Source organism: Streptomyces sp. SCA2-17 (genome assembly GCF_044336695.1).
Genome location: NZ_CP117521.1, coordinates 3,347,191 through 3,363,423 on the forward strand (window position 1 = coordinate 3,347,191; position 16,233 = coordinate 3,363,423).

A 16,233-nucleotide genomic window follows, 5' to 3' on the forward strand; every position below is an offset into this window, starting at 1 on the left:
GCGGTTGCCGGGGCTGTCGGGTCTGCTGGGGTCGGGGTCAGGACCGGTCGCCCGGCACCGGGCGCAGACCGAGCCTGTCGCCCGTGTCGTCGTCGAAGCCCGCCAGGAAACCGGCCAGCGAGTCCGTGAGGTGATTCAGGCACCGCGCGCTGAACAGCACCGGCTGGTAGCCCGAAACCCGGTAAGGAGTCGCCACGACCGCGTGCACGTCCAGCTCGCGGACCTCGCAGCGGTCCAGCCGCGCGAGCTCGCCGTACGAGGACAACAGCGCCGCCCCGTATGCCTTGGGCGGGCCCGCCCCCGGTCCGGTCCTCGATCCAGCCCTCGACCCGGCCTCCTCCATCACGCCGAACTCGAGCGTGAACCAGTACACGCGGCTGAGGAGATCGAGCGCCTCGGGCGTACCGAGGCGCATCGCGGTACGGCCGAACAGGCGGTACAGCTCCGCGAACCGGGGCGACGCAAGGTGGATGCCGTGGCCGAACACGTCGTGGATCACGTCCGGTTCGGGCGTGTACAGCGGCACGGACGGATGGCGGACGAATTGCACGGCGTGGAAGTAGCCGTCCTGCATCGCTCCCAGAAAGCGCCGGTTCTCCACGAAACCACCCGCGAGCGTGAATGCGAAGCCGGTCAGCGGCTTCAGGCGCTCGCTGACCTCGGCGTGCTGCGGCACGTGATCGGCCGGGATCGGGGCCGCCTCCGCGGCATCCAGGACCTCCCGGCAGGCGTACGCCCGGTGCGCCCCGGCCAGCGCGCCGTGGACCGTGCGCCACGTCGCGTGTTCGGCCTCGGTGTACTCCACGGCCGGGGAAGGCTCGCCCACGCGGTGCCCGCGGGCGAGCCGCGCTATGGCGTTCCGCCGCTGCAAGTACAGGCTGTCGCTCCGGCCCGGGTGCTGCGCCGCCGTGCCGAGCCGGCCCTCGCGGGTCACCGGGGTCCGTGACCAGACATGACTCATGACACACAAGGTGCCCAGGCGGCAGCAGAGAGTAACCCTCGGCCGTCGATCCGTCCTGCGATCCGCCCCAAGTCCCGTAGAACCGCGTCTTGAGATGCGCTCGGCCAAGACCGGTGCCAGCGTGGACAGTGGGCCCAGGTGTGAGCTCTGTGCTCGGCGTGGTTGACGTCCTGGTGCCCCGGGTGCCCCGGTAGGTACAGGAGGTTTGCCATGACGACCAAGACGGCGTGGAACGCCCAGATCGACATCACTGAAGAGGGCCGCAAGGTCACCGCCGACGCCACGCTGATCGGCAAAGGCGGAGAACGGCAGATGGTGGGTCATGGCGTCGCCCGGTGCAATCCGGCCGACCAGAACGACCCCGCCATCGGCGACGAACTAGCGGCGGCCCGTGCTCTCGCGGACCTCACCAACAAGCTGCTCGACAACGCCGCGCACGACATCGAGTCGCACACGCATCAACCGGTCAAGGGGTCCCTCTCCTCCTGAGGCGGAAATGGGGCCTGTTCCTCCCCGCCGGCCGGACAGCCGGTCGGCGGGGAGGGCTTTTTATGAATAACCCAGGGCTATGAATATGCCCGGTCTATGAATAACCCCGGCACCGTCCCGGCGTGGCGACCGGCCCGGATCCCGCCTTTCCCAGGCTTTACTACATGGGGAACTCCGCCCGGCCGCAGGAGGCGAGAAGCACTGGGATCCGAAGAGCTCTTTCCGCCGCACGCCGTCGAACCGGGGCCAGAGCGGGGCGGCTCCGGGCGGCGCCGGCTGCTGACGGGGCTCGCCGGGCTCGCCGCGGGTGCCGTGCTCGGGGCCGCCGCCCGGCCTTCAGCGGCGGATCCGTCACCGCCCCGGCCTCAGCTTCAGCCGCAGGCGAAGCCGCACCCGAAGCCGCACCCGAAGCCTCAGCCCCACCCCGCGCCCACGCCCGCCCACCCGCCCGCATCCGCGGCTCCAGGCCTCGTCCTCCTCGGCGCGTACACGTCCGTCCCGGGTGGCGGCACCGGTATCAGCCTCGCCTCGTACGACCGGAAGACAGGGCGGATGACCGCGGCGGGGGCGATCGAGGGGGTGACCGACCCGTCCTACCTGGCGCTGCACCCGCGCGGGCACACCCTCTACGCCGTCAACGAGCAGCAGAACGGAAGCGTGACGGCCGTCCGGCTGGCCGACCGCCGGATCTTGGGGACGTGGAGCACCGGCGGCGCCCTGCCGTGCCACGTCTCGGTCCACCCGAGCGGCCGCTGGCTGCTGACCGCCAACTACCTCTCCGGCAGCGTGGCCGTTCACCCGATCGACGGAACGGGCGCCTTGGCCGAGCCGTCCGACGTGGTCGCTCACCTCGTCCCCCCGCCCGGCCCGGGCCAGGAGAGCGCGCACGCCCACCAGATCATCACCAGCCCCGACGGGCGCTTCGTCCTCGCCGTGGATCTCGGCAACGATACGGTGTACACGTATCGCCTCGACACAACTGCTGGACGCCTGACGCGAATTGCTTATGTGAGCCTCGCGCCGGGGGCGGGCCCGCGCCATTTGACGTTCCACCCCCGCGGCAGGTTCGCCTATGTGGCGAACGAACTCGACAACACGGTCACCCTCTGCGCCTACGACCCGGCAACGGGTGACCTCAGCCCGGGTCCGGCGCTGCGCACCGGTTCCGGCATCGGTTCCAGCCCCGGCTCCGGGACCGGCAGCGCCAGGAACTATCCGGCGCAGATCCTGGTCGGAAAGTCGGGCCGTTTCGCGTATCTCGCCAACCGCGGGCACAACAGCATCGCCCGCTATGCCGTCGAGGCGTCCGGCGCGCGGTTGCGCCTGCTGGACACCGTGCCGGTACGCGGCGACTTCCCGCGCCACATCGCTTTCTCCTCCGACGAACGCCTGCTCTTCGCGGCGAACCAGGGGTCGGGTTCCGTCACGGTATTCCGGGCCGACCCGGGTACCGGTCGGCTGTCACCTTCCGGCGCCGCCTACGCCGCCCCCGGTGTCGCCTGTGCAATGGTTCGCATTTGACATTGTTTATCCCCTTCTCGGCGGGTGACGAGAACTCGACTGACGACTTGTCGTCATGGGTTCCCATGGACCGGCGAGACGCGTCCGGGCCAGAGTTGATCAACAGGGAGTGGCGGCCCGGCCTGCCGCCGCGCAACGGGGGGATCCAATGTGGAGTACGCGTTTCCTACAGCCTCTTTCGCTGACGCGCTCGTAGCAGCAGGCCGGTGGAACAGAGCAGGTCGGTGACCTTCCCACCTGCCGCAGCCCGCCGTCACGCCGGCCCGCCCGGGACACGGGGAAACCCGGGGTACGCGGAAAATGCGAGGCGATCAATGATCTATCAGAGCACTCACGAAATGATTCTGGACGACGTGTTTCTCGACCTGTCCGGCTTCATATCAGGAGTCAATCTCCTGCTCAAGGTCGAAGGATTCAACCCGGCCGGTTCCATCAAGATGAAAGCCGCTGTCGGCCTGCTGGAGGATGCGGAGGACCGGGGGCTCCTGAGGCCCGGCGGGCACGTCATCGAATCCTCCTCCGGCAATCTCGGCATCGCGCTGAGCTCGGTGTGCGCCGCCCGCGGCTACCGTTTCACCTGCGTGGTCGACCCCAATACGTCCGCCCACAGCATCGCGCTGATGCAGGCCTACGGGGCGGAGGTCGTCTCCGTCGACCGGCGGGACAGCAACGGGGGATACCTGCAGTCCCGTATCGACTACATCCACCGGCGCGTCGCCGGCGATCCCGAACTCGTCTGGCCCAACCAGTACGCCAACCCGGCCAATCCCAGGGCGCATTACGAGCGCACCGCGGCCGCCATCGTCAAGGAGGGGCTCGACGTCGACTACCTCTTCGTCGGCGCCGGAACCACCGGGACGCTGATGGGCTGCGTCACGTACTTCCGGGAGAACTCCCCGCGGACAAAGGTGATCGCCGTCGACACCGTAGGTTCCGTCACCTTCGGAAACCCGCCCGGAAGGCGCCACATACCGGGGCTGGGCACCAGCAGGCGGCCCGAGATCCTCGATCCGGAACAGATCGGGAACGTAGTCATGGTCCCCGAGATCGAAGCCGTGCACATGTGCCGCCTGCTCGCCGCTCAGCGCGGCATCGCGGCCGGCGGATCGACCGGGTCCGTGCTGGCCGCCGTCGAGCGCCGGCGCGCGGAAATCCCTTCCGGCGCCCGGGTCGTGGCGATCGCACCCGACCTCGGCGACCGCTATCTCGGCACCATCTACGACGACGCGTGGGTACGGGAACGGTTCGGTGCGGAGGCGGCAATGCCCTCGTCCGACAGTTCTCCGTCACGCGCAGAGCCAAGGGTCCCGGCGCAGTCATGCCGGTCATGAATGCGTGCAGGCCATGAATGCGTGCGGGCCTTGAATGCGTGCCGGTCATGAACGCGTGCCGGTCATGACTTGGTGCTGGTCATGAATGGTGCTGGCCGCGAATGCCATGCAGGCCGCAAGCGTCAGCGTCTGAAGCCCGTACGCCTCCGACCTCCAGTCCGCGATCCGAAGTCCCCGAAGGGAAAACAATGTTCGAGTTCAGCGTCATCGGCGGAAAGACCGCACGAGACATCATCGGCCGCACACGACAGCAGATCGTGTCGGAGGTGCGCGACACCTATCTGACCCACCACGCGGGCGAGTCGGTCAACCCCAACAGCTATTTCCTGCGCTTCCCCGACAAGCCCGACAGCCGCATCATCGCCCTGCCCGCCTACCTGGGCGGCAACGCCGATGTCGCAGGCATCAAGTGGATCAGCAGCTTCCCGGCCAACATCACCAAGGGGTTCCCGCGCGCCTCCGCGGCCCTCCTCCTCAACGACTACGAGACGGGCTATCCCTTCGCCTGCCTGGAGGCCTCCCAGATCAGCGCGGCCCGCACCGCCGCCTCTGCCGTCCTGGCCGCGGAGCAGCTGACCGGCGGACGCACCGCCCGGCGGCTGACCATCGTCGGCGCGGGCATCATCGCCCGCAACATCCTGGAGTTCTTCACCGCCCAGGAGTGGTCCGTGGACGAGCTGGTCATCCACGACCGGCTGCCCGAGTACAGCAAGGCCTTCGCCGAGTACGCCACCTCTTCGCTGGGCCACCGAGCCACCACCGAGGATGACCTGACGGCCGCCCTGACCGGCTCCGACCTCGTGGTCCTGGCCACCACGGCCGGCGAGCCGTACATCACGGACCCCGCTTCCTTCGCCGCCGGCCAGGTCGTGCTGAACGTCTCGCTGCGCGACATCGGGCCGGAGATCATCCTGGGCGCGCAGAACATCCTCGACGACATCGACCACTGCATGACCGCCAACACCTCGCCCCACCTGGCCGAGCAGAAGTACGGGCACCGCGACTTCATCGACGGCACGCTCGCGGACGTCATCCGCGGCGACGTCCAGCCCGTCAAGGACCGGCCGGTGATCTTCTCCCCGTTCGGGCTCGGCGTCCTCGACCTCGCCGTCGGCATGCACGTCTACCGCACGGCGCGCGAGAGCGGCGAGTCGGTCGACGTGCCGGACTTCTTCGGCGAGACCCGGCGGTGGTGACGATGACTTCTCCGAGCACCACACCTTTTTCTCCATCTCTTCCCACTAACTCTTTGTCTCCTCGGTCGCCTCTGTCTACGGAACCCGGCGTCTGCATCATCGGTTTCGGATCCCGGGGCCTCGGTGTCCTGGAGCGGATCGTCACCCTGACCTCGGCCTCCGAATGGGGCGGCAGGCCCTTCACCGTCGACATCGTCGATCCGCGGTGCGACGCCATCGGCATTCACGACCCGGCCCAGCCGGATTACCTGTTGCTCAACACCACATGCAGCCAGGTCTCGCCTTTCCCCGAGGAGGCCACGGTCGGCGATACCGTCGGCGACCGCGGGCCCAACCTCTACGAATGGGTCCGTGAGCGCGGCCTCCGGCTGGCCGAGGACGGCTACACGCTCGGCCCGGCCGGCTCCGTAGGCCCCGCAAGCCGCGAGATTCGGGAGGACGACTACCTTCCGCGCCGCATCCTCGGCGAGTACCTCTCGTGGTTCCTCCAGCGGGTCCTGGACCGCGCGCCCGGCCACCTTACGATCAGGTTCCACCGGACCGAGGCGGCGGAACTCACGGTCCTGCCCGACGGCAACCGCCGTATCGTCCTCGACGACGGCGGCGTCCTGACCGCCCCGTTCGTCTTCCTCACCACCGGGCACACCCCGCCGGCCGCCCTGCCCGAGCAGGGCCGGCCGCCGGGGGAGGACCGCAGGGTCCGGGAGATCTACCCGCCGGGGAGCCGGTTCGCCGGCATCCTGCCCGGCCAGACGGTCGCCCTCGCGGGTACCGGGCTGTCCGGCATGGACGCCCTCGCAGCGCTCACCCTCGGCCGCGGCGGCAAGTACACCACTGCTGCTGACGGGACGCTGCGGTACGTCCCGAGCGGAGACGAGCCCCGCATCCTCCTGTACTCCCGTACGGGGCTGCCGTTCAGGGCCCGCCCCCGGGCCAACCGCCAGGGTGGGCTGTACGAGCCGGTGGCGTTCACAGCGGAGGCCGTCGACCGCCTGCGGGCCGACGCCCCCGAGGACGGCCTGAGCCTCCACGGCGACCTGCTGCCGCTCCTCCGTACCGAGATGCGCATCGCCTTCCACCTCCGCTGCGCCGCACTCCTCGGCGATGGCCCGGCGGCGGAGGAACGTACGGCGGACGCTCTACGTGAGGCCGCCGCGGCCGGGCGCCTGGACTCCGTACTGGCCGGGCTGGACGACAAGCACCGCACGGCCTTCGGGACCCTGGACCCGGATGAACTGCTCTTCCCCGAGACGGGCGGCCTCTCCGGCAGCCGCGCCTACCAGGACTGGTACGGCGGCCGCCTCGCGGAAGACCTGGAGCACGCGGAGCTGGGCCTGGCCGGCAGCCCGATCAAGGCCGCGCTGGAGGTCCTCCGCGACCGTCGTGAGCTGATACGCAGGGCCGTCGACTTCGCCGGTCTCGACGAGAAGTCCCACGACGAGTTCTACGGATCCTTCACCGCCGTACTGAACCGGTCCGTGACCGGCCCCCAGCTGGACCGGCACCAAGAGCTGCTGGCCCTGCTGCGGGCCGGGGTCGTCGCCGTCCCGTTCGGCCCCGCACCGGAAGTGGCCTGGGACGAGGAGGGCGCCTGCTGGCGGCTGTCCTCCACCCGGCTGGCCGAGCCGTACTCCGCCACCGCTGACTGGCTCTGCCACGCCACGTCCGGCCAGCCGGACGTCGACCGTACGGGCAGCCGGCTGCTCGCCGGCCTGGTCCGTACGGGCACCATCCGCCGCCACCGGTCCGCCGTGACGAACAGCCGGGGCGTCGACCTCACGCGCGGCCTGCACCCGGTCGGCAGCGACGGTTCGGCGGACGAGCGCATGTGGGTGCTCGGGCCGCTGTCCGAGGGCACCACGTTCTACAACCACTACGTGCCGTCGCCGGGCGGGTTCTCGCGGGCGCTGAGCGATGCGCACAGGAGCGTGGTGGAGATGCTCGCGGCGGCCGGGGCGGCCGGGACAGAGGCAGGGACTGCGGTCGGGGCAGCAGAGGCTGCGGCAGAGGTGGCCGAAAAGGAGTCACCCACAGAGACATCATCCGCAAAGGTGGCTCTGTGAACGCTGCTCTCGCAACCCTCCCCATCCTCGTCACGCTGGGGCTCCTCGCCCTCGGCGTACGCGCGCTCTACGCGGCCCTCTCGGCACTGGCCACCGCGATCGTCATCACGGCCACGTCCTTCCGCACCCCGCTCGGTGAACTGGGCCACGCCGAACAGCACATGCTGCCGACGATCGTCGAACTGGCCGCCATCCTCTTCGGTGGCATCCTGCTCAGCGAGCTGATGACCCGTACGGGCGCTCAGTCGCGTCTGGGCAACTGGATAGGCAGTGCCTGCAGTTCGCCCAGTCGTGCGGTTCTACTCGTCATGCTTGGAGTGACGCCTTTCGCCGAATCGCTCACCGGCTTCGGCATCGGCGTCATCGTGGCCATCCCCCTGCTGCGTCAGCTGGGCCTGCCGCCCGCGAGGGCCGCCGTGGTCGGCCTGCTGGGTCTGGTCACAGTGCCGTGGGGGTCCCTGGCGCCGGGCAGCCTGGTCGCGGCGGAGCTCGGAGGGGTCGATTTCCAGCAACTGGGCATCGACTCCGCCCTGCTCTCCGCGCCGGTCTTCCTCATCACCGGATCGGCCACGCTGATCGTCGCGCTCGGCGTGCGCCGCGCGGTGGCGTCGGCCGGCGACCTGGTGCTCGCCGTGGCAGCCCTCTGGGGCACCGTCTGGGCCGTCAACACCTTCATCGGCGTGCCGCTGGCCGGCGTCCTCGGCGGCCTCGTCACCATGGTCGTCCTGCTGCTGGTCTCGCGGCTGCTGGAGAAGGACGGCGCGGGCGCGCAGCGGGAGCCCATAGCCCGCACCCTCTCCCCGTACGGCTTCCTCGTCGCCGGCCTCCTGGTGAGCCGGGTGATCCTGGAGTCGGCGGGCGTCAAGGAGGGGTGGTGGACGGTCGTCGCCGGCCCGGGTGGCTGGCTGCTGCTGACCGCCGCCCTCACGCCGAAGCTGCTGGGGGCCGGTGAGCCCGTGCTGGGCACGGCCGCTCGCGCCGCGCTCGGCCGCTGGTGGCAGGTGACCCTGACGACGGTCGTGTTCCTGACGCTGGGCACCCTGCTCACCGTCACCGGCATGAGCCGCGAACTCGCTGAAGCCTGCGCCTCGATCGGCTCCTCCTACCTCGTGCTCGCGCCGTGGATCGGTGCCATCGGCGGCTTCCTCGCCGGCTCCAACACCGGGGCCAACGCGATGTTCGCCGCCAGCCAGGCGAACACCGCCGAAGCGCTCGGCTACTCCACCGGCCACCTCGTGGCCGTGCAGAACGTGAGCGCGGCGCTCGCCTCCGGCGCCTCCAGCGCCCGTGTCGTCCTGGCGGCACAGCTGGCGGAGAACGCACCGGGACCGGAAGCCGCGGCGGTCGTGCCGGCGCGGGAGTCCGTATCGGCGTCCACGTCCGCATCTACGTCCGCATCTACGCCCGCATCGGGCGGCAGGACGGTGACGCCGGTGCTGCAAGCCCCGGCGGAAACGGAAGCGGCGACGGCGACGGCTACGGCGACGGTCAGCCCGGTCGACACCCGGTGGGTGCTGCGCACCGTGCTCTCGGTGCACGCGCTCGTGTTCCTCACGACGGGAGCGATAGCGGTCCTATGGCAGTGACACAGTCAACCGACAGGAAGAACGGTAGAACGGTAATGAAGCACCCCGTAGTGCTGATAGCCGACCCACTCTCACCCGCTGCGGTCGGCGCCCTGGGCGAGGACGTCGAGATCCGCCACGTCGACGGTACGGACCGGGCCGCGCTGCTGGCAGCCGTCCGGGACGCCGATGCCCTGCTCGTCCGCAGCGGCACCCGCGCCGACGCCGAGGTCATCGACGCCGCGCCCCGCCTCAAGGTCATCGGCCGGGCGGGCGTCGGCCTCGACAACGTCGACGTCGCCGCGGCCACCCGCGCCGGCGTCCTCGTCGCCAACACCCCCACGGCCAACATCGTCAGTGCCGCGGAGATGACCTGCGCCCTGCTGCTGGCAGCGGCCCGCAACGTCCCGCAAGCCGGCCACGCCCTCAAACAGGGCTCCTGGGAACGCAGCCGCTTCACGGGCGTGGAACTCGCCGGCAAGGTGCTCGGCATCGTGGGCCTCGGCCGCATCGGCGTGCTGGTGGCCGAGCGGCTGACCGCCTTCGGCATGAAGGTCATCGCCTACGACCCGTACGTGGTGGGTGATCGCGCCACGGAACTCGGCATCGAGATGACCGGCCTCGACGATCTCCTCACCCGCGCCGACTTCGTGACGGTCCACCTCCCGCGGACCCCCGAAACGATCGGCCTCATAGGCGCCGACGCCCTCCGGAAGGCCAAGCCGACCGCGTACTTCGTCAACGTCGCCCGCGGCGGCATCATCGACGAGGCCGCCCTGGCCGACGCCCTGCGCACCGGCGGCATAGCGGGCGCGGCCCTGGACGTCTTCGAGACCGAGCCGCCCTCCGGCTCCCCTCTCCTCAGCCTGGACAACGTGGTGGTCACCCCGCACCTGGGCGCGTCGACCCGAGAGGCCCAGGAGAAGGCGGGCACGGAGGTGGCGAGGTCGGTATCCCTGGCCCTGAAGGGCGCTCCGGTCCCCGACGCAGTAAACGCTCCTCAGCCCCTCGCCGAGGCCATCGCCTGACCCCACCCCCGCCGGGCCCGGCCCCGAGCCGGGCCCGCGCCCTCGGCGTGCCAGAGAGCGACTTATAGGCGTCGTCCAGGTGGTGACCGGAGGGTGCGTGCACAGCAGTGACGATGATGACGCGCCGGCGGGCGGCACTCACCACCTTTCCAGGGGAGTGGTGAAGAGTAGTTCTGTGCGATCGCCGGACAGCGTGATGTCGGAGAGCTCTACAACGCGGTTGTTGGTGTCGTACGAGGACTCCCGCAGCAGGAGCACAGCGGTTCCCGCCGGGAGCTCCAGCTCCTCCGCCTCCTCCGGGGTCGGCGGGCGGGCGGTGACGCGCTCCTCGATGCGGTCCAGCTCGATCCCGACGGTGAACAGCTGGTTCTGCGTACCCCCCGGCCACGGCTCCTTGGACGCGTCCAGGAGATCCGGGTTCTTCGCGACCATGTCGCGGACCAGGTAGGAGGTCACCAGCGCGAACGGCGCGCGCTCAGCGGCACACCGCGTGCGGTACGAGCGCTCGACGAGGACCTCGCCCTCTGCGATGCCGAACGCTTCCGCCAGCTCCTTGCCGGCCTTGGCCTCGCGGTAGGAGGCGTGGAAGACGAGATCGTGCAGGCCGGTGTCGTGCTCGGTGGCCCCGGTCTCCGCCCGCAGCGCCTCGGGTTCACGGGCGCGGCCCTTCTCCCACTGGTGCCTCTGGTTCGTTCGCCGCACCGTCGTCCGCGGACGGCGGACGAAGTTGCCGCGCCCGTGCTGCTTCTCGATCAAGCCCTCATCACGCAGGAGCCGGAGCGCTTCACGGATGGTGGGAACGCTCCGCCCGTACTCCGCCGCAAGTGCGGTCTCCGCAGCCAGACGCTCACCGGGCACCATCTGACCTGCCCGGATGGACTCCCGGATGCCGTCCGCGATCCGCTCGTACGCCTTAGCCATCGGTGCTCACCGTGCTCACTGTCCTGTGCGCTGATGGCATCCAGCATACGACTCCTAAAGAGGACTTCAGGAGACGCTTCGCGTGCACGAAAAAGCACTTCAGCCCTGGTTCTCTCACTGAGAGAACCAGGGCTGAAGTGCTTTTTCAGCTGTCGGGGTGGCGGGATTTGAACCCACGACCTCTTCGTCCCGAACGAAGCGCGCTGCCAAGCTGCGCTACACCCCGATGTTCTCCGAATCCCTGATTTCGCAGGTCTCCGGCGCAACGATCTCTACTTTAGCGGACCGGAGCCCGTAGACGAAATCCGGTTTCGGGGGGCGCGCAGGTGGGGGCGGATGCGGTCGAGGAGGGCCAGGGTGAGGGCCAGGGCGTAGAAGGCCAGACCGAAGGTGACAGCGTTGACGGCGATGCCGTCGTAGCCGTGAAGGTCGACGTCAAGGAAGGGGTACGGGTAGCGGCCCTCGGTGCCGGGGTCGAGGAGGGCTCCGCGGACCAGGGCGAACGGGAGGTAGAAGAGGGGGTAGGCCAGCCACTGCCAGGCGTGGCGCAGCAGGAAGCCGCCGGGCGCGGTGAGCAGGAGCCAGTCGAGGGCGGCCGTGAGCGGGGTCACGGTGTGGAGGAGCTGGTTGGCCACCGATTCCAGGGGCGTGCGCTCGCTGGTCATGGCGAATCCGCTGGAGTCGTTCGAGAGCACGAAGTGGAAGACCAGGCCCGTGATGGAGATGTAGAGCAGCGCGGCGCCCGTGATCCGCGGGGAGAGGGCGGGGCGTCCGGTCCAGGCGCGCTGGGCGGACCAGGCGAAGGTGATCGCCACCAGCAGGTTGGACTGGACCGTGAAGTAGCTGAAGAGCCTGCCCAGGTCGTCGGAGTCGATCGTGTCCAGGACGATGCCGGTGAACGCGGCCAGGGCCACGAGCGCGCGGAAGGCCGCCGCGAAGGGGCGGCGGCCGGTCGGGACGACCGCGGAGGCGGGCACGCCGGCCGCATCGGTCGTGCCTCGCCGCGTGGTGGTGGAGGGTATGGGGTCGATCATCCCTACACGGTACGGCGAGGGCCGGGAACCTCCCCGGCCCTCTTACGGCTCAGTCTCGGGGGACGAGGGTGAGGAGGGTGGCCTCCGGGGGGCAGGCGAAGCGGACGGGGGTGTAGCGGTTGGTGCCGCAGCCTGCCGAAACATGCAGGTAGGAGCGGTGGCCACCCGCCTTGTGGGTGGAGAGGCCCTTGACCCGCTCGGGGTCGATGTCGCAGTTGGTGACCAGCGCCCCGTAGAAGGGGATGCACAGCTGGCCGCCGTGCGTGTGACCGGCGAGGATCAGCGGGTAGCGGTCGGCGGCGAAGGCGTCGAGGACCCGGAGGTACGGGGCGTGGACGACGGCCATGGAGAAGTCCGCGTCCTCGCGGGGGCCGCCGGTGACCTCCGCGTACCGGTCGCGCTTGATGTGCGGGTCGTCGAGGCCGGTGAGGGCGATGTCGTAGCCCGCGACCTTGAGGGCGCCGCGTGTGTTGGTGAGGTTGACCCAGCCCGCCGTGTCGAAGCCGTCGCGCAGCTCCTCCCAGGGGTTGTGGATCGCGCCGACCACCGGGGCGTTGCCGTTGAGGCCGTGCCGGCCGCTGGCCCGCTCCAGCAGATAACGGGCGGGGTTGCGCAGCTTGGGCCCGTAGTAGTCGTTCGAGCCGAAGACGTAGGCGCCGGGGAACTCCATCAGCGGACCCAGCGCGTCGAGCGTCTCGGGCACGCCCTCCGGGTCGGAGAGGTTGTCCCCCGTGTTGATCACGAAGTCCGGGCGCAGCCCCGCGAGCGACTGCAGCCAGCGCTGCTTCTTGCGCTGTCCGGAGACCATGTGGATGTCGGAGACCTGGAGCACCCGCAGCGGTCGCATTCCGGGCGGCAGCACGGGCACGGTCACCCGCCGCAGCCGGAAGGACCGGACCTCGAAGCCGGCGGCGTAGGCGATGCCGGCCGCGCCGACTGCCGCGATTCCCAGGGGTACTCCGTATCGAGCGCGCATGGAGTACATGGTCGCAGACCGTGGGGACTTGCCCTTCAGGGGCTGTGGATGAGCCGGTGCCGCCCCCCGGCTGACTTAATGCGGCGCGTCATCCGTCGCCCAATGCGAAGATTGCGGCATGACCACGCTCAAGGCCAAGCTGCACGACGACCTCACCACCGCCATCAAGGCGCGTGACGAGCTGCGCTCCTCCACCCTCCGGCTCACCCTCTCCGCCATCGCCTACGAGGAGACCGCGGGCAAGTCCGCCCGTGAGCTCTCCGACGACGAGGTGCAGAAGGTGATCACCCGCGAGGCGAAGAAGCGCCGTGAGGCCGCGGACGCGTTCGACAAGGGCGGCCGTGCCGAGCAGGCCGAGCGGGAGCGCGCGGAGGGCGAGATCCTCGCCGCCTACCTGCCGAAGCAGCTGTCGGACGAGGAGATCGCCGCGATCGTCGGCGAGGCGGTGGCCGAGGCCAAGGCAGGCGGTGCCGAGGGGCCGAAGGCCATGGGCGCCGTCATGAAGATCGTGAACCCCAAGGTCGCCGGCCGCGCCGAGGGCAGCCGCGTCGCCGCGGAGGTCAAGCGGCTCCTCGCCGGCTGATCCACATACACAGAAGCGAGGGGCCCGGACCGTTTCGGTCCGGGCCCCTCGCTTACGCACATCAGACGCCTCAGCGGCCGCCGTCCTGGCCCGGACCCGGCTGGTTGTGACGTCCGCCGTTACCGCCGCCCGGCTTGCTACCGCCGTTTCCCGGCTTGTTGCCACCGCCGCCCGGCTTGTTCCTGCCGCGCCCGTTGCCGGCCGTGCCGCCCTTGTCGGTGTCGCCCTTGCCGGCGTCACCGCGCTCGCCCCCGCCGCCGACCGCCACGGTGTCGAAGCTCGGGGCGTCCTTGCCCTCCAGGGCGCCGGCCATCGCGTCGCGCCAGATCGGGCCGGGGGTGTCGCCGCCGTAGACCTTGTCGTGGTACTGGCCGCCGATGGTGATGCCCTCCATCTCGACGTCCTTGCCCGGGCCGCCGACCCAGACCGCGCCGGCCATGTTCGGGGTGTAGCCGACGAACCAGGCGGCCTTGCGGCCGTCCGTCGTACCGGTCTTGCCCGCGCTGTCGCGCCCGGACAGACCGGCCTCCTTGCCCGTACCGTCCTCGACGACGCCCTTGAGGAGCGTGTTCACGGTGTCGGCGGTCTGCTCGGACATGGCTCGCGAGCACTTGGTCTTCGGCACGGGCAGGCTCTTGCCGTTCGGGTCGGTGGCCGAGGTGATCAGGACCGGCGTGCAGTACGTACCACCGTTGGCGAAGGTGGCGTACGCGGCGGCCATGGTCAGCGGGGACATGCCCTGCGTGCCGAGCGCGATCGACGGGACCTGGTCCATGTCGGCACCGGAGGCCGGCTGCAGACCGAGCTTCGACGCCATCTTCGTCACCGGGCAGGTGCCGATGTCGCCGATCATCTGGATGAAGTAGGTGTTGACCGACTTGGCGGTCGCCTCCCGCATCCCGTACGGGCCGACCTCGCTCCGGTTCTCGTTGCTGACCATCTCGCCGCCGGAGTTCTTCCACGTGCCGGTGCAGGTGTCCACGGCGTCCGGGTAGGGCATCTGGTAGGGCGCCGAGTACGTCTTGTTGGGCGAGATGCCCTCCTCCAGGGCGGCGGCCGCGAGGATCGGCTTGAAGGTGGAGCCGGTCTGGAAGCCGTAGTTCGACCCGCCCCGGTTCTTGTCGGCCGAGAGGTTGATCTGCGTCTGGTGGTCGCCGAAGCCGTACGGGCGCGACTGGCCCATGCCGAGCACCTTGCCGGTGCCGGGCTGCACGATCGAGATCGCGGTGGCCACCGGGTCGGACTGGTAGACGTGATCGGTGATCGACTTCTGGACGGACTTCTGCGTCTGCGGGTCGAGGGTGGTGCGGATCGTCATGCCGCCCTCGTTCCAGCGCTTGGCCCGCGCCTCCTTGGTCTTGCCGAAGACCGGGTCCTTGAGGAAGACCTCGCGGACGTAGTCACAGAAGAAGCCCGCGCCGCTGACGGCGGTGATGCAGCCGCTCTTGGGGCGGGTGACCTTCAGCTTGACGGGCTCGGCCTTGGCGGCCGCGGCCTCCTCCGGCGTGACGGCCTTGAGCTCGGCCATGCGCTGCAGCACGGTGTTGCGGCGCTTGAGGGCCTCGTTCGGGGCGTTGACGGGGTCGTAGCGGCTCGGCGACTGGACGATGCCGGCCAGCATCGCCGACTCGGCCAGGGTGAGGTCCTTGGCACGCTTGCTGAAGTAGCGCTGGGAGGCGGCCTCGACGCCGTAGGACTGCTGCCCGAAGAAGGTGATGTTCAGGTAGTTGTTGAGGATCCGGTCCTTGCCGAGCTCCTTCTCCACCTGAATGGCGTACTTCAGCTCCTTGACCTTGCGGCCGATGGTCTGCTGGGTGGCGACGGCGACCTTGTCCGGGTCGTCGCCGGCCTCCTCGACGAAGATGTTCTTGATGTACTGCTGGGTGAGGGTGGAAGCGCCCTCGGAGACGCCGCCGGACTGAGCGTTCTTGTTGGCCGCACGGAGCACGCCCTTGAGGTCGATCGCGCCGTGCTCGTAGAAGCGCGCGTCCTCGATGGCGACGATCGCCTTCCGCATGTACGGGGAGATCTCGTTCAGCGGTACGACCGTACGGTCCCGCGAGTAGACCTTGGCTATTTCGCCGCCCTCGGCATCCAGGATTGTGGTGCGCTGGCTGAGCGGTGGGGTCTTCATACTGGCCGGGATCTCATCGAACCCCTCGACGGACTCCTTGGCCACCAGGCCGAAGGCCCCGACGGCAGGCAGGGCCAGGCCCGCCAGAACCGCCCCGGAGAGCACGCTGACACCTAGGAACTTGGCGGCCATCCGGGTCCTGTTGGACCCCTCGCCCGAGCGCTTCTTACCCATGGAGGGAAGCCTACGTTCTCATTCGGCGGACAGACGCCCGTGTGTTCGCCTACGCTGTTTCACGCCAGTCACTGCGGTGTGATTCAGCATCATCTCTGCCTTCACTCTTGTGGGTGATGAGATGTGTCCGTATTGCCGCCCGTGTCACTCTCTGGGGTTTGCGACCCGGGTGACTCGCGGGTGATCTGCTCCGATATGGCGGATTAGCCGGTAATGTCGTTCGCTCACTCCGTTGGGTGATCTGCCGCGTACGCATA

The 16,233-nt window shown here is 69.6% G+C and carries 12 protein-coding genes, 1 tRNA gene and 1 pseudogene; 8 read left to right on the plus strand and 6 right to left on the minus strand.

Annotated features, from left to right (window positions below; translation table 11 throughout):
• Positions 1-37 precede the first annotated feature (37 nt).
• Positions 38-961, minus strand: coding sequence for a phenylalanine 4-monooxygenase (locus tag PS271_RS15040; RefSeq protein ID WP_398382380.1), 924 nt, complete (start codon positions 959-961; stop codon positions 38-40).
• A gap of 210 nt (positions 962-1,171) precedes the next feature.
• Here PS271_RS15040 and PS271_RS15045 point away from each other — a divergent pair, with 210 nt between their 5' ends.
• The 7 genes and pseudogenes from PS271_RS15045 to PS271_RS15075 form a co-directional block, all read left to right on the plus strand.
• Positions 1,172-1,450 (plus strand): dsRBD fold-containing protein, encoded by a 279-nt coding sequence (locus tag PS271_RS15045; RefSeq protein ID WP_398382381.1) that lies wholly within the window; start codon positions 1,172-1,174, stop codon positions 1,448-1,450.
• A 96-nt stretch (positions 1,451-1,546) separates the two neighbouring features.
• A complete protein-coding gene (locus PS271_RS15050) occupies positions 1,547-2,971 on the plus strand; it encodes a beta-propeller fold lactonase family protein (protein ID WP_398382382.1) in 1,425 nt (474 codons plus the stop codon).
• A 314-nt stretch (positions 2,972-3,285) separates the two neighbouring features.
• Positions 3,286-4,302: a 2,3-diaminopropionate biosynthesis protein SbnA gene (gene sbnA / locus PS271_RS15055; RefSeq protein ID WP_398382383.1), complete on the plus strand. Its 1,017-nt coding sequence runs from the start codon at positions 3,286-3,288 to the stop codon at positions 4,300-4,302.
• A 188-nt stretch (positions 4,303-4,490) separates the two neighbouring features.
• Complete coding sequence (gene sbnB, locus PS271_RS15060) at positions 4,491-5,498, plus strand: 2,3-diaminopropionate biosynthesis protein SbnB (protein ID WP_398382384.1); 1,008 nt, start codon at positions 4,491-4,493, stop codon at positions 5,496-5,498.
• A gap of 53 nt (positions 5,499-5,551) precedes the next feature.
• A complete protein-coding gene (locus tag PS271_RS15065) occupies positions 5,552-7,561 on the plus strand; it encodes an FAD/NAD(P)-binding protein (protein ID WP_398382385.1) in 2,010 nt (669 codons plus the stop codon).
• A complete protein-coding gene (locus tag PS271_RS15070) occupies positions 7,558-9,147 on the plus strand; it encodes an L-lactate permease (protein ID WP_398382386.1) in 1,590 nt (529 codons plus the stop codon). Before PS271_RS15065 ends, PS271_RS15070 begins: the two co-directional genes overlap by 4 nt.
• A 35-nt stretch (positions 9,148-9,182) precedes the next feature.
• A pseudogene (locus PS271_RS15075) lies at positions 9,183-10,121 on the plus strand (hydroxyacid dehydrogenase); the annotation flags it as partial.
• Between the two features lie 171 nt (positions 10,122-10,292).
• Here the strand turns inward: PS271_RS15075 and PS271_RS15080 are convergent.
• From PS271_RS15080 to PS271_RS15095, 4 genes are all read right to left on the minus strand, one after another.
• Entirely contained in the window at positions 10,293-11,075 is a 783-nt protein-coding gene (locus PS271_RS15080) for a GntR family transcriptional regulator (RefSeq protein WP_398382387.1), read from the minus strand.
• Between the two features lie 152 nt (positions 11,076-11,227).
• A tRNA-Pro gene (locus tag PS271_RS15085) sits at positions 11,228-11,301 on the minus strand.
• Between the two features lie 46 nt (positions 11,302-11,347).
• Positions 11,348-12,109, minus strand: coding sequence for a Pr6Pr family membrane protein (locus PS271_RS15090; protein ID WP_398382388.1), 762 nt, complete (start codon positions 12,107-12,109; stop codon positions 11,348-11,350).
• Between the two features lie 49 nt (positions 12,110-12,158).
• Positions 12,159-13,085 carry a metallophosphoesterase gene (locus PS271_RS15095; RefSeq protein WP_120755348.1) on the minus strand — a complete coding sequence of 309 codons (927 nt, stop codon included), beginning with the start codon at positions 13,083-13,085 and terminating at the stop codon, positions 12,159-12,161.
• Between the two features lie 118 nt (positions 13,086-13,203).
• On the opposite strand from PS271_RS15095, the gene PS271_RS15100 reads away from it, so the two are divergent.
• Positions 13,204-13,668 (plus strand): GatB/YqeY domain-containing protein, encoded by a 465-nt coding sequence (locus tag PS271_RS15100; RefSeq protein WP_356290473.1) that lies wholly within the window; start codon positions 13,204-13,206, stop codon positions 13,666-13,668.
• 70 nt (positions 13,669-13,738) lie between these two features.
• Here PS271_RS15100 and PS271_RS15105 read toward each other — a convergent pair whose 3' ends face one another.
• Positions 13,739-15,976 carry a transglycosylase domain-containing protein gene (locus PS271_RS15105; RefSeq protein ID WP_398382389.1) on the minus strand — a complete coding sequence of 746 codons (2,238 nt, stop codon included), beginning with the start codon at positions 15,974-15,976 and terminating at the stop codon, positions 13,739-13,741.
• Positions 15,977-16,233: the final 257 nt, after the last annotated feature.

Coding starts and splice junctions, on each gene's coding strand:
- PS271_RS15040 (WP_398382380.1), bottom strand. CDS start 961: ATGAGTCATGTCTGGTCACGGACCCCGGTGACCCGCGAGGGCCGGCTC.
- PS271_RS15045 (WP_398382381.1), top strand. CDS start 1,172: ATGACGACCAAGACGGCGTGGAACGCCCAGATCGACATCACTGAAGAG.
- PS271_RS15050 (WP_398382382.1), top strand. CDS start 1,547: ATGAATAACCCCGGCACCGTCCCGGCGTGGCGACCGGCCCGGATCCCG.
- sbnA (WP_398382383.1), top strand. CDS start 3,286: ATGATCTATCAGAGCACTCACGAAATGATTCTGGACGACGTGTTTCTC.
- sbnB (WP_398382384.1), top strand. CDS start 4,491: ATGTTCGAGTTCAGCGTCATCGGCGGAAAGACCGCACGAGACATCATC.
- PS271_RS15080 (WP_398382387.1), bottom strand. CDS start 11,075: ATGGCTAAGGCGTACGAGCGGATCGCGGACGGCATCCGGGAGTCCATC.
- PS271_RS15090 (WP_398382388.1), bottom strand. CDS start 12,109: ATGATCGACCCCATACCCTCCACCACCACGCGGCGAGGCACGACCGAT.
- PS271_RS15095 (WP_120755348.1), bottom strand. CDS start 13,085: ATGCGCGCTCGATACGGAGTACCCCTGGGAATCGCGGCAGTCGGCGCG.
- PS271_RS15100 (WP_356290473.1), top strand. CDS start 13,204: ATGACCACGCTCAAGGCCAAGCTGCACGACGACCTCACCACCGCCATC.
- PS271_RS15105 (WP_398382389.1), bottom strand. CDS start 15,976: ATGGGTAAGAAGCGCTCGGGCGAGGGGTCCAACAGGACCCGGATGGCC.